Below are 21,761 nucleotides of genomic sequence, written 5' to 3' on the forward strand. Positions count from 1 at the left end.
GGACGTTCAAACCTAACGGTCTCCTGTCCCCCGATCACAATCGACGTCCGCCGGAATCCCGGCACCGCTGTACCCCGACGTCGGCGTGTCGCCCACGTACATGGGGATCGCGATCGTGACCGTCCTGTTACAGATCAGCCTCGTTCGGAGGTTTGTGTGCCGCCCCGGTTCCGTGCGCATGTAGGTTGGCGCGCATGACAGCGCAGAACGACACGGGCGTGAACCGTGCTCCGGCGAACGACTTCTCGCACGAGCAAGAGGGCTACCAGCACGGTCTGAAGCCCCGGCAGTTGCAGATGATCGCGATCGGTGGGGCCATCGGCACCGGACTCTTCCTCGGTGCGGGTGGACGACTCCACACCGCGGGCCCCGCGCTCGCGCTGACCTACCTGATCTGCGGCATCTTCGCGTTCTTCATCCTGCGCGCCCTCGGCGAGCTCGTGCTGCACCGTCCGTCGTCGGGGTCGTTCATCTCCTACGCGCGTGAGTTCTACGGCGAGAAGTTCGCCTACGCCGCCGGCTGGATGTACTTCCTGAACTGGGCGATGACCTCGATCGTCGACACCACCGCCGTCGCGATCTACCTGCAGTACTGGTCCGCGTTCACCGCCGCACCGCAGTGGCTCCTCGCGTTGATCGCCCTGATCGTCGTGCTCGCCGCCAACATGGTCGCGGTCAAGGTGTTCGGCGAACTCGAGTTCTGGTTCGCGCTCATCAAGGTCGCCGCTCTCGTCGCGTTCCTCGTCGTCGCGATCATCTGGCTCGTCTTCGCGTTCCCGGTCGAGGCCGGCGGCGAAGCCGTCCGCACGGGCTTCTCGATCTGGGGCGACAACGGCGGGCTGTTCCCGAACGGGCTGCTCCCCGCGGTCATCGTGATCCAGGGTGTCGTCTTCGCCTACGCGGCGATCGAGCTCGTCGGCACCGCGTCCGGTGAGACGCAGAACACCGAGAAGGTCATCCCCCGCGCGATCAACTCGGTCGTGTTCCGCATCGCCGTCTTCTACGTCGGGTCGATCATCCTGCTCTCCCTGCTCCTGCCGTACACGGCGTACAAGGAGGGTGAGAGCCCGTTCGTGACGTTCTTCTCGTCGCTCGGCAACCCGCAGGTCGGGTCGATCGTCGGCGGCATCATGAACTTCGTCGTGCTCACGGCCGCGCTGTCGTCGCTCAACGCCGGTCTGTACTCGACCGGTCGCGCCCTGCACTCGATGGGCATGAACGGTTCGGCACCGAAGTGGACCACCAAGATGTCGAAGGGCGGTGTGCCGTACGCCGGCATCCTGCTCACCGCCGGCTTCACCGTCGCCGGCGTCGTCCTGAACTACTTCGTGCCGAGCCAGGCGTTCGAGATCGCGCTGAACATCGCGAGCCTCGGCATCATCACGGCGTGGGGCACGATCATCCTCTGCCAGATGCGGCTCCGATCGTGGGCGAAGCAGGGACTGGCGAAGGAGCCGTCCTTCAAGCTGCCGGGGGCCCCGGTGACCGCGTGGCTCACCCTGGCGTTCCTGGCGTCGGTCATCGTGCTGATGGCGATCGACTACCCCGTCGGCACCTACACGATCGCGTCCCTCGTCATCGTGATCCCGCTGCTCGTCGTCGGCTGGTTCCTGCAGCGCGACCGCATCCTGCGGATCGCGTCGCTCCGACAGGGCGTCACCGGCCCGTACCCGATCGGCGTCCGTGACCCGGCGAACCAGGTCCGTCGCGACGGCGAGGACGGCAACGAGCACAAGGGGTCCGACGACACCGTCTGATCTGTCCCCGGAGCGCAGCACGTCGCGCGCCGAGTGCAGTGGGTCCGGCACCCGTCGGTACGATCGGCGGGTGCCGGACCGCTCTGTCTCCCCTGCGTCTGTTCCACCCACCCTCGATCTCCAGCTGAGCTGGCGAGGCGCGTACGGACGCCTGCGGGTGTTCCCCGACCGCCTCGAGGCCGAGACCGACTACGAGTGCGAGGCGCGGGTCTCCGTGCCGATGGACGCGGTGTCGGGGTGGCGCCTCGGACCGTGCGACGAGGACGCGGTCTGCGTCGAGTTCGTCACGGAGCAGGAGACCTTCCGCGTGCTGCTGGACACCTCGGACGAGCAGCTCGCCGCGCTGGCGATCCAGAAGGTGCTCGGGCCGCCGCTCACCACCGGCTGACGGTCGGGTCAGTCGTCGGTGTCGACCTGGTCGGTGACGACGTCGCCCGAGCCAGCGTCGATCCGGACGCTGTGCTTGGTGCCGGACCCGTCGACGACGTCACCCTCCCAGACCACCGTGCCGAGGTGGTCGTCGAGGCCGAGCTCGGTGATCGAACCGGCGTGCAGGTCCTCGAAGGCGCTGACGGCCTTGCTGACGTCGAGGTCGGCCGCTGCGACGAACCGGTCGTGCTCGGCACGGTCGTCGGCGTCGGCGGTCTCGGTCTGCGGGGTACCGGTCACCCCGGTGCCGGCGGCATCGGTGTGCAGCTCATGCTCGGTGCCGTCCTTCGTCACGACGAGGACCTCGTACGCGCTGCCGCGCTGCTCCTGCTCGACCGAGATGACGGTGCCGGAGCCGGAGCCGACGCTCCCCGCGCGGTCGCGACGGCGGCCAGCAGCGCGTCGTTCGACGTGGCCGAGGCGGCGGTCGCGGACGCGCCACCCGACGTGCCGGTGGTGGCGTCCGTCGCGGCCGACCCGTTCGAGGACGATGCCGCCGAGTCGGACGAGCCGTTGGTGGAGCAGCCGGTGAGGGCGAGCGCGGCCACGACCGGCAGGGCAGCGAGGGCGGCGATGCGGCGGGCTGAGGGCTTCTGGAGCTGGGTGCGGAAGGTCATGGGACGAGCATGTCGGCGGGGTGCTGAAGCAGACCTGAAGCCGCCTGTTCAGCCGCCGAGTGCGATGCGCACGACGAACCGCGCCCCGCCGAGCGGTGAGTCCGCCACCGTCGCCTCGCCGCCGTGCGCCCGGACGGCGTCCCGCACGATCGCCAGACCGAGGCCGGCACCACCGGCGTCGCGGCTGCGGGCCTCGTCGAGCCGGACGAACCGCTCGAACACCCGGTCACGCTCGGCCGCCGGGATCCCGGAGCCGTCGTCGTCGACGGTCAGCACCGCGGCGCCGTCCTGCTCGACGAGGGCCACCGCGACGCGCGACGTGGCGTGCCGGACGGCGTTGTCGACGAGGTTCCGGACAACGCCGGTGAGCAGCCGTTCGTCGCCGAGCACGCGTGCGGCGGAGATCCCGGAACCGTCGACCCGGATCGCACGGTCGCCGGTCGCGCCACCCGGCACCCGCGCCCGCGCCCGCGCGACGGCGTCGAGTACGAGGTCGTCGAGGTCCACGGGACGACGGACACCCGTGCCGCCCTCGTCGAGCCGTGACAGCTCGAGCAGCCCGGTGACGAGGTCCTGCAGGCGCACGGCCTCGGATCGCACGACGTCGGAGAACTCGGCGACGTCGGTCCGGTCCGGGTACGCGACGGCGACTTCGGCGTGCTGCCGGAGGGACGCGATCGGCGACCGCAGCTCGTGCGAGGCGTCGGACACGAACTGCCGCTGACCCGCCGCGGATCGGTCGAGCCGATCGAGCATGGCGTTCATGGTGGTCGCGAGCCGGGCGATCTCGTCGCCGGTGTCCGGCACGACCACGCGGGCATCGGGCTGCGCGGCACGGATCGTCTCGACCTCGGTACGCATCCGTTCCACCGGCCGCAACGACCGCCCGGTCACGGACCAGGTCACGATCCCGAGCACGAGGACGAGCACCGGCACCCCGACGGCGAGGAGCACCACGGCGGTCCGGATCGCGGTGTCGGTCTGCTCGAGGGAGACGCCGTACACCAGGGTCGCCTCACCCCCACCGGGCAGGTCGACGTCGTCGGCGACGAGCAGCCAGCGTTCGCCGTCGTGCGACCACCGGGACTCGTCGGCGGTCGGCAGGGCCGGCGCGTCGGCGTCCTCACCGTGCGCGAGGACCGAGCCACCGTCACCGACCACCTGCACGAGGACGTCCTCGTAGTCGGTCACCGCACCGGCACCGTCGGACTCGACCCGCGACGACACCTGTTCGAGTCCGGCCTCGGCGGACGTCCGCACCCCGTCGAGCAGCACCAGCCGGAGCACCACGACGAACCCCACGGCACCGACGACCAGGGCAGCGAGCACGACCAGGCCGGCGCCGAGCGTGGTCCGCGCGCGCACGGACCGGAAGCGGCGCGTGCGCCGCGCCCCCGGTCAGCCACCGTCGGCCGCCAGCCGGTAGCCCGCTCCGCGGACGGTCTCGAGCGACGTCCGTCCGAACGGCCGGTCGAGCTTGCGCCGGAGGTGCCCGACGTACACCTCGACGATGTTCGGGTCGCCCTCGAAGTCGACGTCCCAGACGTTCTCGATCACCTCGCGCTTCGAGCACACCTGCCCCGAACGCCTCGCGAGGTACTCGAGCACCGCGAACTCCCGGCTCGTCAGGTCGACGGGGGTCCCCGCACGCGTCACCGTCCGTGCAGCCGGGTCGACGACCAGGTCGCCGAGGGTCAGCACCGCCGGACGCTCCCGCGCACCCCGGCGGACGAGCGCACGCAGCCGGGCGACGAGGACCGGGTGCGAGAAGGGCTTCGTGACGTAGTCGTCGGCGCCGGCGTCAAGGGCCTCGACCTGGTCCCACTCGCCGTCCTTGGCGGTGAGCATGAGCACCGGCGTCCAGTCCTGGTCGGCACGGAGCTGGGCGCAGACCGCCCATCCGCTCATCCCCGGCATCATCAGGTCGAGGACGATCGCGTCGTAGCCGAACTCGCGGGCGTGCCACAGACCGTCGACGCCGTCGTGGGCGACGTCGACCGCCCACCCTCGGCCTCGAGACCGCGACGGACGCCGTCGGCGAGCCGCACCTCGTCATCGACCACCAGGACACGCATGGCGACGATCCTGCCGTGCCGCCCTGAAGCAGCGCTGAAGCGACGCCCGACGGCGAACGGCTCAGACCAGCAGCAGGATCCCGGCGACGACCGCGGCCACGGCGATGGCGAGCGCGATGAGCAGCAGCACGAGGTGCACCGTGTAGAACGTCGTCGGCTTGCCCGCGGCGTCCCGCGCGCGGGTGTCCTTCGCGACGCGCTGGAAGAAGCGCGGCCAGGTGACGACGTTGAAGACGGCACCGATGAACAGGACGACTGCAGCGAAGACGAGCACCGTCCGAGTCTAGACAACGAGTGTCGGTGGTGCTCGGCCGCCCCCAACGCGGCCGAGTCCCACCGACGAGCCACAGGATCTGTAGCACTTGCTACAAACCCTACACGGGCGTCGGCAGACCGTCGAGCCACCCCTTCGGGCTACGCGGAGTCGAGCGCTGATTCGGCCTCGGCGAGGACGGCTCGCTCGGCATCGGTCAACGGCGTGCGCGTCCGCCGGAGCCCGTCGTTGACCTCGACGATCGCGCGGCTCAACCGCGTGGCGGGGTCATCGGTCGACGGGTAGGCGTTGTCGGCACCGATCCGCGCGTGCAGCGGCGCGAGACGTCGCAGCGCCGCGTCGACCTGCCGCGTGCGCCGACGTCGCGAGACCCGGTGTCCGACGACGAGCAGCAGCATCCCCGTCGAGACGCAGATCACGGCGCCGGGCGTCGTGACGTCGTACGGCAGCGCGAGGGCGCGCATCCGGTCGAGGTCGCCCAGGACGTGCGCCAGGTCCATGACCACGACGACGACCATCCGGACGGCCCCCAGCACGCCGCCGAGCACCAGCACCCACAGCCCGACCAAGTCCGTCGTCGTCCGGGCCTCGCGCAGGCGGAGGACGCAGATGAGACCCGTCGCGCCGAGCGCCACCCCGAGGTACACGGTCTGTGCGATCGAGTAGACGGTCGCGGCCGGGTGCGATCCGGCATCGAGCATGAACGTCGTCGTGGTCGCGGGCTTGTCCAGCACCGCGAAGGCGACCACCACCACGACCACCACCGCGGCGCACGACACCACGATCGTGTTGCGGAGCCACGGCCGCGCAGCGCCGACCGCCTTCGCAACACCCCAGAGCAGCGTGCTCGTGCCGGCGACCATCAGGCAGTCGCTGACCACGGTGACCACGTTGGAGCCGCCGAGCAACGGGTCGAGCCACCGGTACAGCGGATCGACGTTCGTGACGATGGTGCCGGCGAAGAGCAGGAAGGTCACCGCCAGGGTCCGGTCCTGCCCGCGTTGCAGGACGAAGAGCGCGATCGTCCCGGCGATGAGCAGCACCGCCTGGACGACGGCGACGATCACCCGAAGACCCCGCGGAAGGCGCTCGGGCGGCCGCGGTGCCGCCGGATGAGCGTCGCGAGCGCGTCGGCGAAGACCTCGGCCTCGTGCTCGTACGCGTTCGAGAACATCCCCCGCGCCAGCGCCCGCTCGACCTTGTACTCGGGCAGGTCCGGGATGACGTCGCGGATGTAGGCCGACTGCGGCGCATGCTCCTGGTGCCGGTGCAGGACGTGTCCGAGCTCGTGGCCGATGACGAACGCCCGGAAGGTCGGCGACGCGGTCGGCGAGATCATGATCAGGTGGGCGTGCTCGAGCGTCGCGACGAAGCCGCACACGGGCTCCGTCGCCAGGAACGCCTCTTCGCGGACGACGATGGGCTTGTCCACGACGACGGCCGCGGCGGCGACGGCCTGGTCGACGTCGGACCACCCTCGACCGCACCGCGTGCCCAGAAGGACTCGAGCAGCGGGTCGGTCACGCCACGCTCCCGCGCTGTGATTCCTCCTCGAGCACCTCGGCGATGCGCCGCAGCGCCTCGGGTGAGAGCTCGCCGGGGAACGTGCGTGCAGCGAAACCGCTCACGCGGGCGGAGCGCAGGGAGCGGACGAGGGCGAGCTGGGCGCCGATGCGCTCGGGGACGTCGCTGTCCTCGAGCAGGAAGCGCTCGTCGACCTCGAAGTACCCGGCGAGGAGCCGCAGGAGCTCGGTGTCGCGGTTGCGTCGGCCGTCGCCCGAGAGCATGTAGGTCCACTTCGCCCGCGAGAGCGAACCGCCGCGGGCGGCGACGTACTCCTCGATCGAGGCGAACGGCACCGGGGCACCGCGCTGGGACTCCTCGAAGTCGAGGAGCAGGTTGATGCGCCGTGCGAGTTCGGCGGCGTCCAGGACCCCGCCCCTCGGATCACCGGTCTCCATGTCGGACTCCTCCCCAGCCGTGCGTGCACGACATCGTAGCGCGGCGGACACGGTGCACGCCGTTAGCCTCGTGGGCATGGCCCGCAGCTTCCCCGCCACGATCGCCGACCCGGTCGAGCACGAGATCGTCATCACGAAGTCGCGGTTCATCACCACGGTCGCGCCCGTGTCGGACGTCGCGGACGCCGAGCGGGTCGTCGCCGAGGTGAAGCGCCGCCACTGGGACGCCCGGCACAACTGCACCGCGATGGTCACCGGCACGCTCGGCGACCAGGCCCGGTCGTCGGACGACGGCGAGCCATCGGGCACGGCGGGCGTGCCGATGCTCGAGGTGCTCCGACGCCGCGACCTCACCGACGTGGTCGCCGTCGTGACGCGCTACTTCGGCGGCGTGAAGCTCGGCGCCGGCGGACTCGTCCGCGCCTACTCGACCTCGGTCTCCGAAGCCCTCGACACCGCCGCGCTCGTCCGGCGCGAAGCGCTCACGCAGGTCCGCTTCGACGCCCCGCACGCCGAGGCCGGCCGGCTCGACAACGTCCTGCGCGACTGGGTCCGGCACCACCACGCGACCCTCGGTGCGACGACGTACGGACGCGAAGCGACGTTCGAGGTCTGGGTGCCGGCCGATGCGCTCGCGACCCTGACCGCCGACCTCGCAGCGGCCTCGGCCGGCGCCGTCGACCTCGTGGTCGGCGTGGAACGGATCGTCGACGTCGCCGAGTGAATTCGACCGCCGGAAGCACCTCGGGCGTGTCTCGCTGGGAACTCGTGCACACCCCGGAACGCACGAAGGCCCCGACTCGATGAGTCGGGGCCTTCGTGCTTGTGGTGCACCCCTCGGACTTGAACCGAGAACCCACTGATTAAGAGTCAGTTGCTCTGCCAATTGAGCTAGAGGTGCATGTTCCGGCTTCCGTGCCGCAACGGGAATCAACAATAGCATGGGTTCTGCGCGCTCACGACCACTCGTGGGCACGGAGCGAACAGGAGCACCATGACCGACCGTCTCGCCGCCGGCGACACCGCCCCCGACTTCACGCTGCCGGACCAGGACGGCGTCGAACACTCGCTCGCCGCACTGCGGGGCAAGAAGGTCATCGTGTACTTCTACCCGGCCGCGTCCACCCCCGGCTGCACCACCGAGGCCTGCGACTTCCGCGACAACATGTCGTCGCTGCAGGCAGCCGGCTACGAGGTGCTCGGCGTCTCGAAGGACGAACAGGCGAAACTCAAGACCTTCCAGCACGAGCAGGCACTCACGTTCCCGCTGCTGAGCGACCCCGACCTGGCGGTGCACAAGGCCTACGCCGCGTGGGGCGAGAAGAACAACTACGGCAAGATCGTGACCGGCACGATCCGCTCCACGATCGTGGTCGACGAGGACGGCAGCGTGCAGCTGCCGCTCTACAACGTCAAGGCGACCGGACACGTGGCGAGCCTGCGGAAGAAGCTCGGCCTGGTCTGAGGACCGGACTACAAGGCGGACGGGCGCGCCCCGCTCTGCCGTGACGCGCCAGCGTCACGCGGGGCGCGCCGACCGAGCCTGCGAGGGGGGTGGCGGCGTCGCCACGGGCCTCCCGTCCGTCTTTCGGTCGCGTCTACTCGGCCGGACGCGCGAGGGCGGCCGTCACCGACCGCGACAGCACGAACGTGATGCCGAGCAGTGCGGGGATCAGCAGGACCCAGCCCACCGCCGGCTCACGGAAGACACCCTGGAACGCGCCGATCGCGATCGCACCCTGCAGGACCTGCCAGACGATGATCCCCGAGCGCACCCAGGCGCGACGCTTCCACAGGCCGTTCAGGAGCGCACCGAGCCAGAGCGCCGCGACGGCCGACAGGATCGTCAGCGCGATCCCGGACGCCAGGCTCGACGCCGGCGCGACGATCAGCTCGACGACCAGGACGACCGTGACCACGACGAGCGCCGCGAACTCGAGGCCGACCACCACCAGCAGGCCGATCAGCGCGCGTGAGCGTCGCTCAGGACGGTCGACCGCGGTCGGGTCGTCATCGTGCACAGTGATCCTCCAGCATCGGAACCCTTGATTTGCCCCTACCAGTATGGAACGATATTCGAGGTCGTTTGGACGGCACGATGTGGTGTGCGTCTCCCGTGGTTCGTCGCTCCTCCCCCGAGCGTCACGCGGGCGTCAGACTCGCTTCCAGCGGACTCCTCCCCACAGTTGTCCCCTCATGCCTCATGCATGGTCAGCGTTCCGATCCCCCGAACCCCGGCCCCGGCCTGCCGTTCGAGCATCGACATCAAGGAGCACCACACATGGACTGGCGTGACAAGGCAGCTTGCCTCACCGCGGACCCCGAGCTCTTCTTCCCCGTCGGGAACACCGGGCCCGCCGTCGATCAGATCGAGAAGGCCAAGTCGGTCTGTGCGCGCTGCACGGTCACCGAGATGTGCCTGCAGTACGCACTCGAGAACAACCAGGACTCCGGTGTCTGGGGTGGCCTCAGCGAGGACGAGCGTCGTGCGCTGAAGCGACGCGCCGCCCGCGCCCGCCGCGCTTCCTGACCCGGGCCGGTTCCCGCAGGACACACCGACGCCCGTCGTCCCTCCGGGGGCGGCGGGCGTCGTCGTGCGCGTGGGCGGCAGCGACCGGAGCGCGGGGCGACGGGCGTCGTCGTGCGCGTGGGCGGCAGCCGCTGCGCGGGGCGGGGCGGCACGCCGTGCGCTGGTCCTCGGGGTTCCACGACATGCCGCGCGCCGACCGTCGAGGTTCCACAACACGCGCGATCGCACGCCGAGATGCGCAGATCTCGGAACCTCACGAGCGGGCGCGAAGGCGGGTGCCTCGCAGAAGCGGGGTGCCCATGCGCGCCTCCGCAGGGGCATTGCGCCCCGAAGAGCCGGGGCGCAATGCCCGTGAGCGGGCGCGAACCCGACGCGCAACTCCCGCGGGCACGGCACGGCGCGGCGCAGGGGCTAGGCGGGAGCGGTCAGCCAGCGGAACGGGATGGTGATCGTCACCTCGGTGCCGCTGCCGGTCAGGGTGTGCCAGTCGATCGTGCCGCCGAGCTCACCCTGGATGAGCGTGCGGACGATCTGGGTGCCGAGACCCGAACCGACCTTCCCCTCCGGCAGGCCCACGCCGTTGTCACGGACCTCGATCTCCAGGTGGTCGTCGAACCGGCGGGCGACGATCTCGACCTCACCGTCGCGGCCGTCCAACCCGTGCTCGACGGCGTTCGTGACGAGCTCGGTGAGCCCGAGTGCGAGCGGCGTGGCAGCCTCGGACGGCAGCACCCCGAACTCACCGGTCTTCTTCGGGTGCACGGTCGTGTTGTGCGACGCGGCGACCTCGGTGACGAGCTTGAGCACCGAGTCGAAGACGTCGTCGAAGTCGACCGTCTGGCTCAGGCCGCTCGACAGCGTGTCGTGCACGACCGCGATGGCTGCCACCCGGCGCATGGCGTTCTGCAGCGAGGTCCGTGCCTCGTCGGAGTGCGTGCGACGAGCCTGGATGCGCAGCAACGACGCCACGGTCTGCAGGTTGTTCTTGACGCGGTGGTGGATCTCGCGGATCGTCGCGTCCTTGGTGATGAGCTCGCGCTCCTGGTGCCGGAGCTCCGACACGTCGCGGCAGAGCACGATCGCACCGATGCGGTCACCGTGGTCGCGGAGCGGGATCGACCGCAGCGACACCGTCACGCCCTTCGACTCGATGTCGGCCCGCCACGGAGCGCGACCGGTGACGACCAGGGGCAGTGACTCGTCGACGTCGAGCTGCGCACCGATGAGCTCGGTGGTGACCTCGGCGAGGGACTTCCGCTCGAGCTCCCCTCGAAGCCCATGCGGTTGAAGGCGCTCAGGCCGTTCGGGCTGGCGAACGTCACGATGCCGGCGGTGTCGAGTCGCAGCAGACCGTCGCTGGCGCGCGGCGCCCCGCGGCGCGGACCGGCCGGGGCACCGAGGTCCGGGAAGTCGCCCGTCGCGATCATGCCGAACAGGTCGTTCGCACTCGCGGTGAAGTTCAGTTCCTGACGGCTCGGCGTCCGCATCTCGTCCTGGTTGGAGTGCCGCGTGACGACGGCGATCGGCCGCTCGGTGGTCTCCGCGGTCTTGGCGCTGAGGCGCCGCAGCACCGGGATCGCACGGACCCGGGTGGGGGTGTCCTCGTACCAGTCGGGCTCGGCGGAGTCGACGACACGGGACCCGGCGAAGCTCTCGGTCACCTGGCCGCGCCACTCCTCGCGGATCTCCTGCCCGACGATGTCGCGGTAGAACAGCGTGGCCGCGGAGCTCGGACGGGCGTGTGCCACGGCGACGAACGAGCCGTCCTCGGCGGTGGGCACCCACAGGACCATGTCAGCGAAGGACAGGTCGGCGAGGAGCTGCCAGTCCCCCACGAGCAGGTGGAGCCACTCCACGTCGGCTTCGGAGGAACGGCCTTGCGCGAGGACGAGGTCACTGAGGGTCGACACCCAGCCAGTCTAGGTGCGCCGACTTGTGGAGAACGTCGTCCTCTCCACAGGCCCAATGCCTTCGTATTTCTCATGTTGCACGCCCCATACGCTCGCTCCAGCAACGGAAGGGGCAGGGGTGGCGGAGCAGGCACGCCGGATCGACCACACGACGACGACGGCGCACTCGCCGCCGCTCACGATCGTCGAACCAGAGCCGGTCGAGGAACCGGCGAGCGGTCCACCGGACCCAGCGGACACCGCACGCGCCCTGGGACTGTGCGTCGCCGAGGTCCTGACCGGGGCCCGCGAGGTCGACAGCATCGCCCGCTGGATCACCGACGACGTCCACCGACACCTGCAACAACGTGCAGCCGTGGCCGCGCACGCCCGATCGGTGCGCCGACGGTCACGGAGCCGCCCGGTGCTGCAGGTCGGCAGCGTGCTCGTCTGTCGGCCCGCCGATGGCGTCGCCGAGGCGACCGTCGTCGTGCACACGCGCTCTCACGCACGCGCCGTGGCGATGCGGTTGGAGACGCGGGACGGCAGGTGGCGGGCGACCGCGATCGGCATCCTGTAGGTGCCCGACGCGGACGGGAGGCCCGTGGCGACGTGGCCACGGGCCTCCCGTCCGCCGTCGGCGCGCTTGGCGCGCTTGGTGAGCAGCAATGGTCGGGTCCCGAGGCGAGACCCGACCATTGCTGCTCACGATGCGCTGTCGCGCACGCGGACTACTTCTTCGACGCCTGACGGCGCTCGGCACGGTTGCCGGCCGCGGCGGCCTGGCCGGAGGCCGTGGCCGCGTTGCCGAACGCGGAGCCCTGCTCAGGCTCGGCAGCCGCTTCGGCCTCGGCCTGGGCCTGCTGCGCGCGCGCCGTGGCGGCCTGCTCGAGGCGGCCCTTCTCGTCGCGCACCTCGACCTCACCATCGATCGACGGTGCCGAGTACTCGAGGCCGGAGACCTCGTCCTCGCCGAGACCCTTGGCCTCGATGACGGCGTTCTCGCCGTCGGACTGCACCTGGACCTCGAGGTTGAACAGGTAGCCGACCGACTCTTCGCGGATCTGGCCCATCATCGTCTGGAACAGCGCGTAGCCCTCGCGCTGGTACTCGACCAGCGGGTCACGCTGCGCCATCGCGCGGAGGCCGATGCCGTCCTTGAGGTAGTCCATCTCGTACAGGTGGTCGCGCCAGCGGCGGTCGATCACCGACAGGACCACACGACGCTCGAGCTCGCGCATTGCCTCGTCGCCGAGGAGCTCCTCACGCGTGGAGTACGCCAGCTTGGCGTCGGAGAGGATCTCGCGGCCGAGGAACTCACGCGACGCCTTGCCCTTCGAGCCGGCCTCGGTGATGACCTCGTCGATGGAGATCGAGATCGGGTAGAGCGTGCCGAGCTCGGTCCACATGGCATCGAGGTCCCAGTCGTCCGGCGAGCCCTCACCGGTGTGGGTGTCGATCACGTCGTCGATGACGGCCTTGAGGAACGACTGCGCGCGGTCGTGCAGGTCGTCGCCCTCGAGGATGTGGCGGCGGTCGCTGTAGATCGCCTCGCGCTGCCGGTTCAGGACGTCGTCGTACTTCAGGACGTTCTTGCGGATCTCGGCGTTCCGGCCCTCGACCTGTGCCTGGGCGGAACGGATCGCGCGACCGACGAGCTTGTTCTCGATGGCCAGGTCGTCCGGCACGTTCGAGCGACCCATGAGGCTCTCGGCGGCACCGGAGTTGAACAGGCGCATCAGGTCGTCGGTGAGCGACAGGTAGAACCGGCTCTCGCCCGGGTCACCCTGACGACCGGAACGACCGCGCAGCTGGTTGTCGATGCGGCGCGACTCGTGGCGCTCGGTGCCGAGGACGTAGAGCCCACCGGCCTCGCGGACCTTGTCGCCCTCGACCTCGACCTCGGCCTTGACGCGGGCGAAGACCTCGTCCCACTCGGCTTCGTACTCGTCGGGGGTCTCGGTCGGGGACAGGCCCTTGGCGTGCATCTCCTGCACCGCGAGGAACTCGGAGTTGCCGCCGAGCATGATGTCGGTGCCTCGGCCGGCCATGTTCGTCGCGACGGTGACGGCACCGAGGCGACCGGCCTGGGCGACGATCGCGGCTTCACGCGCGTGGTTCTTCGCGTTGAGGACCTCGTGCTTCACGCCCTTCTTGGCGAGGAGCTTCGACAGGTACTCGGACTTCTCGACGCTCGTGGTGCCGACGAGGACGGGCTGACCCTGCTCGTGGCGCTCGGCGATGTCCTCGGCGACCTGCTCGAACTTCGACTTCTCGTTCTTGTAGACCAGGTCGGTCTGGTCGATGCGCTGCATCGGCTTGTTCGTCGGGATCGGGACCACGCCGAGCTTGTAGGTCGACATGAACTCGGCCGCTTCGGTCTCAGCGGTACCGGTCATGCCGGAGAGCTTCTGGTACAGCCGGAAGTAGTTCTGCAGCGTGACCGTGGCGAGGGTCTGGTTCTCCGCCTTGACCTCGACGTTCTCCTTCGCCTCGATCGCCTGGTGGATGCCCTCGTTGTAGCGACGGCCCATCAGGATGCGGCCGGTGTGCTCGTCGACGATGAGCACCTCGCCGTTCATCACGACGTAGTCCTTGTCGCGCTTGAAGAGGGCGACGGCCTTGATGGAGTTGTTGAGGAACGAGATGAGCGGGGTGTTCGCCGACTCGTACAGGTTGTCGATGCCGAGGTAGTCCTCGACCTTCTCGATGCCGGGCTCGAGCACGCCGACGGTGCGCTTCTTCTCGTCGACCTCGTAGTCCTCGCCCGGGGTCAGGCGCTTGGCGATCGAGGCGAACTCCGTGAACCACCGGTTGGCCTCGCCCGAGGACGGGCCGGAGATGATGAGCGGCGTGCGGGCCTCGTCGATGAGGATCGAGTCGACCTCGTCGACCACGGCGAAGAAGTGGCCGCGCTGCACCATGTCGGAGGCCTGCCACGCCATGTTGTCGCGCAGGTAGTCGAAGCCGAACTCGTTGTTCGTGCCGTAGGTGATGTCCGCCGCGTACTGCTCGCGGCGCTCGGCCGGCGTCTGGTTCGCGATGATGCAGCCGGTCGTCATGCCGAGGGCGCGGAAGACCCGACCCATGATCTCGGACTGGTACGACGCCAGGTAGTCGTTGACCGTGATGACGTGCACGCCGCGCGACGGGATCGCGTTGAGGTAGGCCGCCGTGGTCGCGACGAGGGTCTTGCCCTCACCGGTCTTCATCTCGGCGATGTTGCCGAGGTGCAGGGCCGCCCCGCCCATGAGCTGCACGTCGAAGTGCCGCATGCCGAGGGTGCGCTTCGCCGCCTCCCGCACGGCGGCGAACGCCTCGGGGAGCAGGTCGTCGAGGGTCTCGCCGTTGGCGTACCGCTCGCGCAGCTCCTTCGTCTCGTCCTGGAGTTCCTCGTCGGTGAGGCTCGAGAAGTCGTCCTCGAGGTCGTTGATCGCCGAGGCGTACGCCTTCAGCCGGCGGACGGTGCGTCCTTCGCCGATGCGGAGGACCTTCTCCAGCACGTTTGCCACGTGAGCTCCTTACGGGGTCGTCGTGCGCGACCTGCGCGCCCGATCGACCAGTCATGCTAGCAACCCCCGGTACCGAGCGCTGTGAGGGGCGTCGGTGTGGGGGCAGCGGTGTGCGCGGCCCGCGAACGGACCGCGCACACCGGGTCGGACGGAGTCCGGAGCGATCGCGTCAGGCGAGCGCGGCGGCCGGCTCGGCGTCCGCCGCGGCCGTGACTCCGGTCTGGTCGTCGATGCCGATGACCCCGTAGTCCCAGCCCTTGCGTCGGTAGACGACGCTCGGGCGGCGGGTCTCGGCGTCCACGAACAGGTAGAAGTCGTGGCCGACGAGTTCCATGAAGTACAGGGCGTCGTCGACGGTCATCGGGGCGGCCTCGAAGACCTTGTGCCGGATGACCACGGGGCTGTAGACCTCGTCGTCCTCGTCCTCCGGTGCGTCGGCGTCGACGACCGGGACCGCGCCGGTGGCGACGTCCTCGATGAGTCGGCCGTCGGCGGGGACCACCCCCATGCCGTCGAAGCCACTGCCGGCTGCCTCGGCCACCGAGGTCGGGCGGTGACGACCGTGGTGCACCTTGCGCCGATCGCGAGCACGACGCAGCCGTTCCATGATGCGGGCGAAGGCGAGGTCGAAGGCCGCGTACTTGTCGGACGCGGCGGACTCCGCCCGCACGAGGGGCCCGGGACCGATGAGCGTCAGCTCGATGCGGTCCTCGCCCTGGCTGCCGCCGGACTTCTCGTGGTGGCGGCTGATGCGCACCTCGAAGGCGAGCGCACGGTCAGCGAGCACGTCGATCTTCTCGGACTTCTGTTCGACGTAGGTGCGGAATCGGTCGGTGACCCCGACGTTCCGGCCTGTGATCGTCACGTCCATGTCGCGGCTCCCATCGAGCTTCGGCGCGTCGCCTCCATCCGGCGAACCCGAACGCCTTGCCGCGAGGCTAGACCCGCCGCAGCTCCGGCGTCACGGTGCGTCGGCGAGTCCGCAGGACACCCACCGGACGCACAGCGGTCACCCGGTGTTCATCGATCCGTCAGTCCTCGACGCTCGCGACGGCCACGCACCGGACGACCCGGCCGCCCGCGGCGCGGACCGCCCGCACCCCTCGGCCATCGTGACGCCCGTCGTCACGACGTCGTCCACGAGCACCACGTCCCGCCCGTCGACCCCGCACGCCCGCAGCGTGCCGACGGTCGCGGCGACCCGTTCGATCGCCGTCCGCTCCTTCTGGCCCGGTCCACCGCTCGCCGCCCCGCCCCGGACCCGCACCCGCCGGAGCCGCCCGGTGCCGCGGACGCCACCGCGGGCGAGCAGCAGCACCACGGGGTCGAACCCCCGACGCCGTGCCCCCGCGCGCGACGGCGGGACCCGCAGCACGACGGTGCCGACGGGCGCCTCGGCGAGCGCGGCACGCACGAGCGAGCCGAAGCGGGCGCCGAGCGGTCGAGCGACGTCCACCCGGCCGCGGAGCTTCAGCTCGAGCAGCAGGGTGCGGACGAGTCCCTCGTACTCGAAGGCGGCGTCGAGCCGCACGCCCGCGACGAGTCGGACCCGACGCGGGCGTGCGGCCAGGGCGGCACGGCAGGTCCGGCAGAGCGCACGGTCGGGGCGTCCGCAGCCCAGGCACTCCACCGGCAGGAACAGACCGAGCACCGCGAGCGCCGCGTCACGCCACGGCGTGAGGGGGCCCGCGGTGAGCGGGTCCTCGGTGGGCGGGTCCTCGGTACGCATGCGACGAGTGTGGTGGCGACCGCACGGCGGGCGTGGGCCGACGGAGCGGACGGTGGGCGGGCCTCCCGGCCGGTGTGGGTGTGGAGGGGTGACCGCGTCGTCAGCGCTGGACGCCGAGCACGTCCGCGGTCACGCCGGTGGTGTCCCAACCGCCGCCGGTGGACTGCAGCACCGATCCGCTCGACATCCGGAGCAGCAGTGCGCCGCCGCTCCCACCGCTGATCGAGGTCGCGCGGCCGTCGGGCTTCGGCAGGGTGCTCGACTGCCCGCCGATGGTGGTCCGGACGACGTTCGGCCCGGCCGTGGTCTGCCCGACCGACGCCACGTCGGTGTCGCTCACCCACGTCGCCCCGACCGCGTCGCCGGTGGCCGCCTGCACGCGGACGGCTGCGCCGAACGACGTCGGGGACCGGTCGGACCCGCGGATGATCGCCATCACGTACAGGCCGGGACCGTCGGCGGTCTGGATCAGGGCGAGTGCCCGGGTCGAGTCGCGGGACACCTGGAACGACACGAGGTCGCCGCGCGGCAACGACGTCGCGACCTGGTGCGGGTCGCCGCCGAGGCCGTAGGCGGTGATCCGGCGGGTGTCCGACGATTGGCCGACCCAGACGAACCCGAGGTCGTCGATCGCGGGGGCGACCAGGTCCGCGCGGGCGTCGACGCGCAGGTGGTCGTCGCCGCGGACGACGACGGCACCGTCGCGATTGCCGACGGCGGCCGTGGTGCCGGAGGCGGAGAGCGAGATCGAGGTCGGGTCGAGGCCGGCCACGGTGTCGCCGACGCCGCCGCCGAGCTTGGAGACCTTGCCGGTGCCCGAGGCCGCGTAGCCGACCACACCGTCCTCGTCGACGAGGGGGCGGGGGTCGACGTCCGGGTTCTGCTGCGCGTTCGCCCCGCTCGAGTCGGGCACGGACAGGCTCGCACCCTCGATGGTCATCGACACCGACGAGATGGTGGCGACCGAGGCGAGCGACTTGCTCAGCTGCTCGCGCATCCGGACGCGGTCGACGGTGCTGGCGCGCAGGGCGTCGCTGGACAGGTCGACGAGTGCCGTGCCGCTGTCGATGGTGACCGCGTTCAGGGAGAGCTGGGTGCCCTCGGGGAACGACGAGACCACGGCGCCCTTCAGCCAGTCGGCGGGACCGGCCATCAGGGCGCTGGCGATGCGGGTGCTGGTGGACGAGCGGGCGAGGAACCATCGCTCGTCGGGCACGAGGAACCGGAACGTCGGGTCGTAGAAGTACAGGGCGTGCTGCTGGAAGACGGAGTCGAAGCTCACCGGGGACAGGATGATGCCGTCCGGGGCGTAGGCGATGCGCCACTCGCCGTCCTCGCGGGTGAACTGGAACGTCAGCGTGGACGAGGTCGGGCGGACCGCCTGGGTGTACTCCCCTCGGAGTCGACCGTCGCACTCGCGGTGAGCGTGTACGTCAGCTCGCGGTCGTCGGCGCGCTCGACGGTGCCGCTGCCGTCGCGGATCGTGACGCCCTGCCGCGGGTTCCACTGCTGCGAGAAGTCCGAGGCGAGGAACTGGCGGGCGATGGCGTAGTTGTCCTGCGCACCGGTGGCCGCCGCGATGAACCCGCGCAGGATCGCCGTCTGGTCGGAGCCCGTGATCGGCTTGTCCGGCCGGAAGTCGACGCCGGAGAGCGACTCGTCCTTGATCGTCTGCCCGGTGCGGACCGCACCGTCGACGGGGATGGCGGCGCAGGCGGTGATCGCCAGCACACTGACCGCCGCCAGTGCCGCGGCGACGACGTGCCGGAAGCGGGGACGGAGACGGGGGCGCATCAGGACTCCTCTCGCACGGCGCGGGGGCCGTCGTACGACTCGTCGAGCTCGGGCAGTGGGATCGCCGACGTCGCGGCGGTGACCTGTTCGTTGCGCGGCAGGGTGAGCACGAAGGTCGACCCCTGGCCGGGACGCGACCACACGTCGATCCGACCACCGTGCAGCTTCGCGTCGCCCAGGCTGATCGCGAGACCGAGGCCGGTGCCGCCGATGGTGCGCTTGCGGCTCGGGTCGGCACGCCAGAACCGGTCGAACACCCGTGCTGCGTCCTCCGGCGGCATGCCGATGCCCTGGTCGCGCACCGCGATGGCGACCGTGCGGGCGTCGCTGTCGACGACGACCTGGACGGGCTTGGCGTCACCGTGCTCGATCGCGTTGCCGACCAGGTTGCGCAGGATGCGGCGGACGCGCTTGGCGTCGAGCCGCATCGTGGTGTGGCCACCGGGTGTGGCGAGCTGCAGGTCGATGCCGGCGCGTTCGGCCAGGGGCGGAACTCCTCGACGATGTCCGCGGCGAGCGCCGCCGGCACCGACGGCTCGGTGTCGAGCTGCACCGCCTGCGCGTCGTAGCGGGAGATCTCGAGCAGGTCGGCGAGCAGCAGCTCGAACCGCTCCACCTGGGCGTGCAGGAGCTCGGCCGAGCGCCCGACCGACGGCTCGAACGCGTGCCGCGAGTCGAAGAGCATGTCGCCGGCGAGCCGGATGGTGGTGAGCGGCGTCCGCAGCTCGTGGGACACGTCGGACACGAAGCGCTGCTGCACGCGGGAGAGCTCGGCGAGCTGGGTGATCTGCCGGCTGACCGCCTCGGCCATGCCGTTGAAGCTCCGCGCGAGGGTCGCCAGGTCGTCCTGGCCGCGCACCGGGATGCGTTCGTCGAGGCGGCCGGCGGCGATCTTGCGGCTCGTCTCCGCCGCCTCGCGGATCGGGACGACGACCAACCGGACCACGAGTGACGTCACCAGGGCGATGAGCACCATGAGCGCGACGCCGCCGATCGAGAGCGTCTGCGACACGAAGTCGAGGGTCTGCTGGGCATCGGACAGGTCGTAGACCAGGTACAGCTCGTACTGGCCGGCGCTCGGGATCTGCAGCGTCGAGCCGACGGCCAGCCCGGGCACGCGGCGGCCGTCGTCGTCGAGCTGCACCGGCTGCAGGCTGAGCTTGCCGGTGTTCGCGCCGACCTCCTTGCGCAGGGCGTCCGTGATGACGGCGTCCGGGAAGTCCTGGCTCGCGATGGTCTGCAGCGTCTGCGGGGTGGACTGGTCCGGGCTCCGCTCGATCGCGATGCTCGTGCCGCCGGGGCTCGTCGTGTTCGACAGGATCGCCTGCTGCGCCTCGTTCTGCAGCGTCTCGAGCTCGGACTGGTTGTTGTCCTCGGCAGCGGTGGCGGCGTCGAAGATCCCCTGCGCGACGATGGTCGCGCGGGCCGACTCCGACTCGATCTGGTCGCGGCGCTGCGAGTAGACGTTCGTCGAGATGCTCACCATGACGGCCGTACCGATGATCCCGACCGCCAGTCCGGTCGTCATCACGGTGATGGCGACCGAGCGGAACATCAGGGACCGACGCCACACGTACGCGACGGGCCGCCAGCCACGACGGACCCAGCGGCGCATCCGTCGTCGGCCGCGGCCGACCACCCCGATCGACACGGTGGCCGTGCCGGGGGCGGCACCGGCTGCCGTGCCGGGAGCGGTGCCGGCGGGCGGGGCGGGCGGCACGGTGGTCAGGCTCCTCCGGCCCGGTACCCGACGCCGCGGACCGTGGTGACGGTCTTCGGGTTGTCCGGGTCGTGCTCGATCTTCGCGCGCAGGCGCTGGACGTGCACGTTCACCAGGCGGGTGTCGGCCTTGTAGTGGTAGCCCCAGACCTGCTCGAGCAGCATCTCGCGGGTGAAGACCTGGTTCGGCTTCTCGGCGAGCGCGCGGAGCAGGTCGAACTCGAGCGGGGTGAGCGCGATGACGGTGTCGCCGCGGCGGACCTCGTGCCCGGCGACGTCGACGGTCACGTCACCGACGTGCAGCACGGTGGCGTCGGTGGCGCTCGGCCGCAGCCGCGTGCGGATGCGGGCGACGAGCTCCTTCGGGTTGAACGGCTTGACGACGTAGTCGTCGGCACCGTTCTCGAGGCCGAGGACGACGTCGGCGGTGTCGCTCTTGGCGGTGAGCATGATGATCGGCGTGCCGCTCTCGGCACGGATGCGCTTGCAGACCTCGATGCCGTCGATGCCCGGGAGCATCACGTCGAGCAGGACGAGGTCCGGCTTCGTGCTGTGGAACGCGTCGACGGCGTCGTTGCCGTCAGCGCTGAACTCGGGTTCGTAGCCCTCCGAGCGGAGGACGATGCCGATCATCTCGGCGAGGGCCTGGTCGTCGTCGACGACGAGGATGCGCGGTGTCATGTGATGTGGACTCCGTGTGGCGTGCGGGTGGTGCCGGGTCGGCACGTGTCCCCACACGATAGCCGAGGCCCCGTCACGCGGCGTTTTCCGCCAGGATGGAGGTGGACCGCGCGTCGCAGCGCGGACCGACACGACGAAGGGGGCCGAGGTCATGTCCGATTGGCAGACGCCTGGCGGTGGTCAGCAGGGTGCCGGGCAGCAGGGTGCGTGGCAGGGACAGCCGGGAGGCCCGCCCCGGTTCTCCGCGCCGCCGCCGCCCACCCCGGGGCCGGGTCGACCCCCGGCGGTCGTCCGCCGTCCGGCTCGCGTCCGGTGATCCCCCTGCGCCCCCTCGGGTTCGGTGACGTGCTCGGCGGCGCCTTCACGGTCTTCCGCCGCAACGCCCGCGTCCTGCTGCTCTGGAGCGTGCTGCTGAGCGGCGTGCTCGGGCTGCTCTCCACCCTCGTCAGCACGTTCGGCCAGCAGGCGCTGCAGTCGCGGATGATGACGGCGTTCGACGGCAGCGGTGGTGGCGACACGATCGTCGCGGGCTCGGTGACGCTGTGGATCCTGCTGACGATCGGCCTGCCGTTCCTGGCGTACCTCGGTCGCGGCTTCCTGGTGGCACCGGTCGCCGCGGACACCGGCCAGCGGGTCCTCGGCCGTCGCGCGACCTTCCGGGGCCTGTGGGCGCTGCTCGCCGGGCGGCGGTGGCCGGTGGTCGCGTGGATGTTCGTGCAGATCGGCGCGGGGCTCGTCGTCGGCATCGTCGTCGCGGTGGTCTTCGTTGCGTTCTTCGCGGCGCTCGGCGCCGG

At 70.8% G+C, this 21,761-nt stretch carries 23 protein-coding genes, 1 tRNA gene and 3 pseudogenes; 8 read left to right on the forward strand and 19 right to left on the reverse strand.

What is annotated here, in order from left to right; all coding sequences use genetic code 11:
* Positions 1 to 194: 194 nt before the first annotated feature.
* Both JN350_RS14775 and JN350_RS14780 read left to right on the forward strand, forming a co-directional pair.
* Positions 195 to 1,757 (forward strand): amino acid permease, encoded by a 1,563-nt coding sequence (locus tag JN350_RS14775; protein WP_205462656.1) that lies wholly within the window; start codon positions 195 to 197, stop codon positions 1,755 to 1,757.
* A gap of 70 nt (positions 1,758 to 1,827) precedes the next feature.
* A complete protein-coding gene (locus tag JN350_RS14780) occupies positions 1,828 to 2,145 on the forward strand; it encodes a hypothetical protein (RefSeq protein ID WP_205462657.1) in 318 nt (105 codons plus the stop codon).
* Positions 2,146 to 2,153: 8 nt separating this feature from the next.
* On the opposite strand, the gene JN350_RS14785 is transcribed toward JN350_RS14780, so the two are convergent.
* The 8 genes and pseudogenes from JN350_RS14785 to JN350_RS14820 all read right to left on the reverse strand — a co-directional run bounded on the left by JN350_RS14785 (position 2,154) and on the right by JN350_RS14820 (position 7,113).
* Positions 2,154 to 2,480: a PepSY domain-containing protein gene (locus JN350_RS14785; RefSeq protein ID WP_205462658.1), complete on the reverse strand. Its 327-nt coding sequence runs from the start codon at positions 2,478 to 2,480 to the stop codon at positions 2,154 to 2,156.
* Positions 2,477 to 2,803: a hypothetical protein gene (locus JN350_RS14790; RefSeq protein WP_205462659.1), complete on the reverse strand. Its 327-nt coding sequence runs from the start codon at positions 2,801 to 2,803 to the stop codon at positions 2,477 to 2,479. Before JN350_RS14790 ends, JN350_RS14785 begins: the two co-directional genes overlap by 4 nt.
* Before the next feature lie 48 nt (positions 2,804 to 2,851).
* Positions 2,852 to 4,168, reverse strand: coding sequence for a sensor histidine kinase (locus JN350_RS14795; RefSeq protein WP_205462660.1), 1,317 nt, complete (start codon positions 4,166 to 4,168; stop codon positions 2,852 to 2,854).
* 33 nt (positions 4,169 to 4,201) lie between these two features.
* Positions 4,202 to 4,878, reverse strand: a pseudogene (locus JN350_RS14800) (response regulator transcription factor).
* A gap of 61 nt (positions 4,879 to 4,939) precedes the next feature.
* On the reverse strand, positions 4,940 to 5,152 hold the full coding sequence (locus JN350_RS14805) for an SCO4848 family membrane protein (protein WP_111085956.1): 213 nt from the start codon (positions 5,150 to 5,152) through the stop codon (positions 4,940 to 4,942).
* A 140-nt stretch (positions 5,153 to 5,292) separates the two neighbouring features.
* Positions 5,293 to 6,219, reverse strand: coding sequence for a hypothetical protein (locus JN350_RS14810; RefSeq protein WP_205462661.1), 927 nt, complete (start codon positions 6,217 to 6,219; stop codon positions 5,293 to 5,295).
* The gene (locus JN350_RS14815) at positions 6,216 to 6,584 is read right to left on the reverse strand and encodes an ImmA/IrrE family metallo-endopeptidase (protein WP_205462662.1); all 369 of its coding nucleotides are present in this window, start codon (positions 6,582 to 6,584) and stop codon (positions 6,216 to 6,218) included. Before JN350_RS14815 ends, JN350_RS14810 begins: the two co-directional genes overlap by 4 nt.
* Positions 6,585 to 6,672: 88 nt before the next feature.
* A complete protein-coding gene (locus tag JN350_RS14820) occupies positions 6,673 to 7,113 on the reverse strand; it encodes a hypothetical protein (protein ID WP_205462663.1) in 441 nt (146 codons plus the stop codon).
* 76 nt (positions 7,114 to 7,189) lie between these two features.
* Here JN350_RS14820 and JN350_RS14825 point away from each other — a divergent pair, with 76 nt between their 5' ends.
* Positions 7,190 to 7,837 (forward strand): YigZ family protein, encoded by a 648-nt coding sequence (locus JN350_RS14825; RefSeq protein WP_461963125.1) that lies wholly within the window; start codon positions 7,190 to 7,192, stop codon positions 7,835 to 7,837.
* Between the two features lie 102 nt (positions 7,838 to 7,939).
* Here JN350_RS14825 and JN350_RS14830 read toward each other — a convergent pair.
* A tRNA-Lys gene (locus JN350_RS14830) sits at positions 7,940 to 8,014 on the reverse strand.
* 93 nt (positions 8,015 to 8,107) lie between these two features.
* Here JN350_RS14830 and bcp point away from each other — a divergent pair.
* On the forward strand, positions 8,108 to 8,578 hold the full coding sequence (bcp, locus tag JN350_RS14835) for a thioredoxin-dependent thiol peroxidase (protein ID WP_123672221.1): 471 nt from the start codon (positions 8,108 to 8,110) through the stop codon (positions 8,576 to 8,578).
* A gap of 133 nt (positions 8,579 to 8,711) precedes the next feature.
* Here the strand turns inward: bcp and JN350_RS14840 are convergent, their stop codons facing one another.
* Positions 8,712 to 9,134 (reverse strand): hypothetical protein, encoded by a 423-nt coding sequence (locus tag JN350_RS14840; RefSeq protein WP_131881465.1) that lies wholly within the window; start codon positions 9,132 to 9,134, stop codon positions 8,712 to 8,714.
* A gap of 260 nt (positions 9,135 to 9,394) precedes the next feature.
* Here JN350_RS14840 and JN350_RS14845 point away from each other — a divergent pair, with 260 nt between their 5' ends.
* A complete protein-coding gene (locus JN350_RS14845) occupies positions 9,395 to 9,643 on the forward strand; it encodes a WhiB family transcriptional regulator (RefSeq protein ID WP_017888820.1) in 249 nt (82 codons plus the stop codon).
* Between the two features lie 411 nt (positions 9,644 to 10,054).
* Here the strand turns inward: JN350_RS14845 and JN350_RS14850 are convergent.
* Positions 10,055 to 11,553: pseudogene (locus tag JN350_RS14850) on the reverse strand (sensor histidine kinase).
* A 118-nt stretch (positions 11,554 to 11,671) separates the two neighbouring features.
* Between JN350_RS14850 and JN350_RS14855 the strand changes: the two are divergent.
* Positions 11,672 to 12,112 (forward strand): Rv3235 family protein, encoded by a 441-nt coding sequence (locus JN350_RS14855; RefSeq protein ID WP_205462664.1) that lies wholly within the window; start codon positions 11,672 to 11,674, stop codon positions 12,110 to 12,112.
* Between the two features lie 151 nt (positions 12,113 to 12,263).
* Here JN350_RS14855 and secA read toward each other — a convergent pair whose 3' ends face one another.
* The 6 genes from secA to JN350_RS19700 all read right to left on the reverse strand — a co-directional run bounded on the left by secA (position 12,264) and on the right by JN350_RS19700 (position 18,995).
* The gene (secA, locus tag JN350_RS14860; protein WP_205462665.1) at positions 12,264 to 15,044 is read right to left on the reverse strand and encodes a preprotein translocase subunit SecA; all 2,781 of its coding nucleotides are present in this window, start codon (positions 15,042 to 15,044) and stop codon (positions 12,264 to 12,266) included.
* 169 nt (positions 15,045 to 15,213) lie between these two features.
* A complete protein-coding gene (hpf, locus tag JN350_RS14865; RefSeq protein ID WP_205462666.1) occupies positions 15,214 to 15,915 on the reverse strand; it encodes a ribosome hibernation-promoting factor, HPF/YfiA family in 702 nt (233 codons plus the stop codon).
* Between the two features lie 138 nt (positions 15,916 to 16,053).
* Entirely contained in the window at positions 16,054 to 16,773 is a 720-nt protein-coding gene (locus JN350_RS14870) for a ComF family protein (protein WP_205462667.1), read from the reverse strand.
* A gap of 100 nt (positions 16,774 to 16,873) precedes the next feature.
* Positions 16,874 to 18,055, reverse strand: coding sequence for a GerMN domain-containing protein (locus JN350_RS14875; protein WP_205462668.1), 1,182 nt, complete (start codon positions 18,053 to 18,055; stop codon positions 16,874 to 16,876).
* A gap of 71 nt (positions 18,056 to 18,126) precedes the next feature.
* Positions 18,127 to 18,567 carry a hypothetical protein gene (locus tag JN350_RS14880; RefSeq protein ID WP_205462669.1) on the reverse strand — a complete coding sequence of 147 codons (441 nt, stop codon included), beginning with the start codon at positions 18,565 to 18,567 and terminating at the stop codon, positions 18,127 to 18,129.
* Complete coding sequence (locus JN350_RS19700) at positions 18,567 to 18,995, reverse strand: ATP-binding protein (RefSeq protein WP_240347745.1); 429 nt, start codon at positions 18,993 to 18,995, stop codon at positions 18,567 to 18,569. The genes JN350_RS14880 and JN350_RS19700 overlap by 1 nt, the downstream gene beginning before the upstream one ends.
* Before the next feature lie 6 nt (positions 18,996 to 19,001).
* On the opposite strand from JN350_RS19700, the gene JN350_RS20305 reads away from it, so the two are divergent.
* Positions 19,002 to 19,136: a hypothetical protein gene (locus JN350_RS20305; protein ID WP_275898049.1), complete on the forward strand. Its 135-nt coding sequence runs from the start codon at positions 19,002 to 19,004 to the stop codon at positions 19,134 to 19,136.
* A gap of 50 nt (positions 19,137 to 19,186) precedes the next feature.
* On the opposite strand, the pseudogene JN350_RS19705 reads toward JN350_RS20305, so the two are convergent.
* A pseudogene (locus JN350_RS19705) lies at positions 19,187 to 19,543 on the reverse strand (HAMP domain-containing protein); the annotation flags it as partial.
* 226 nt (positions 19,544 to 19,769) lie between these two features.
* On the opposite strand from JN350_RS19705, the gene JN350_RS19710 reads away from it, so the two are divergent.
* On the forward strand, positions 19,770 to 20,030 hold the full coding sequence (locus JN350_RS19710) for a hypothetical protein (RefSeq protein WP_240347760.1): 261 nt from the start codon (positions 19,770 to 19,772) through the stop codon (positions 20,028 to 20,030).
* Between the two features lie 262 nt (positions 20,031 to 20,292).
* On the opposite strand, the gene mtrA is transcribed toward JN350_RS19710, so the two are convergent.
* Entirely contained in the window at positions 20,293 to 20,967 is a 675-nt protein-coding gene (gene mtrA, locus JN350_RS14890) for an MtrAB system response regulator MtrA (RefSeq protein WP_123292246.1), read from the reverse strand.
* Positions 20,968 to 21,761 lie beyond the last annotated feature (794 nt).

The sequence above is a fragment of the Curtobacterium sp. 24E2 genome (assembly GCF_016925595.1).
Classification (GTDB): Bacteria; Actinomycetota; Actinomycetes; order Actinomycetales; family Microbacteriaceae; genus Curtobacterium.

Excerpts from the sequence above, each read along its gene's own strand:
- JN350_RS14790 (WP_205462659.1), bottom strand. The coding sequence starts at position 2,803 with ATGACCTTCCGCACCCAGCTCCAGAAGCCCTCAGCCCGCCGCATCGCC.
- JN350_RS14775 (WP_205462656.1), top strand. The coding sequence starts at position 195 with ATGACAGCGCAGAACGACACGGGCGTGAACCGTGCTCCGGCGAACGAC.
- JN350_RS19700 (WP_240347745.1), bottom strand. The coding sequence starts at position 18,995 with ATGCGGCTCGACGCCAAGCGCGTCCGCCGCATCCTGCGCAACCTGGTC.
- JN350_RS14845 (WP_017888820.1), top strand. The coding sequence starts at position 9,395 with ATGGACTGGCGTGACAAGGCAGCTTGCCTCACCGCGGACCCCGAGCTC.
- mtrA (WP_123292246.1), bottom strand. The coding sequence starts at position 20,967 with ATGACACCGCGCATCCTCGTCGTCGACGACGACCAGGCCCTCGCCGAG.
- JN350_RS14820 (WP_205462663.1), bottom strand. The coding sequence starts at position 7,113 with ATGGAGACCGGTGATCCGAGGGGCGGGGTCCTGGACGCCGCCGAACTC.
- JN350_RS14880 (WP_205462669.1), bottom strand. The coding sequence starts at position 18,567 with ATGCGCCCCCGTCTCCGTCCCCGCTTCCGGCACGTCGTCGCCGCGGCA.
- JN350_RS14825 (WP_461963125.1), top strand. The coding sequence starts at position 7,190 with ATGGCCCGCAGCTTCCCCGCCACGATCGCCGACCCGGTCGAGCACGAG.
- JN350_RS19710 (WP_240347760.1), top strand. The coding sequence starts at position 19,770 with ATGACGGCGTCCGGGAAGTCCTGGCTCGCGATGGTCTGCAGCGTCTGC.
- bcp (WP_123672221.1), top strand. The coding sequence starts at position 8,108 with ATGACCGACCGTCTCGCCGCCGGCGACACCGCCCCCGACTTCACGCTG.
- JN350_RS14870 (WP_205462667.1), bottom strand. The coding sequence starts at position 16,773 with ATGCGTACCGAGGACCCGCCCACCGAGGACCCGCTCACCGCGGGCCCC.
- hpf (WP_205462666.1), bottom strand. The coding sequence starts at position 15,915 with ATGGACGTGACGATCACAGGCCGGAACGTCGGGGTCACCGACCGATTC.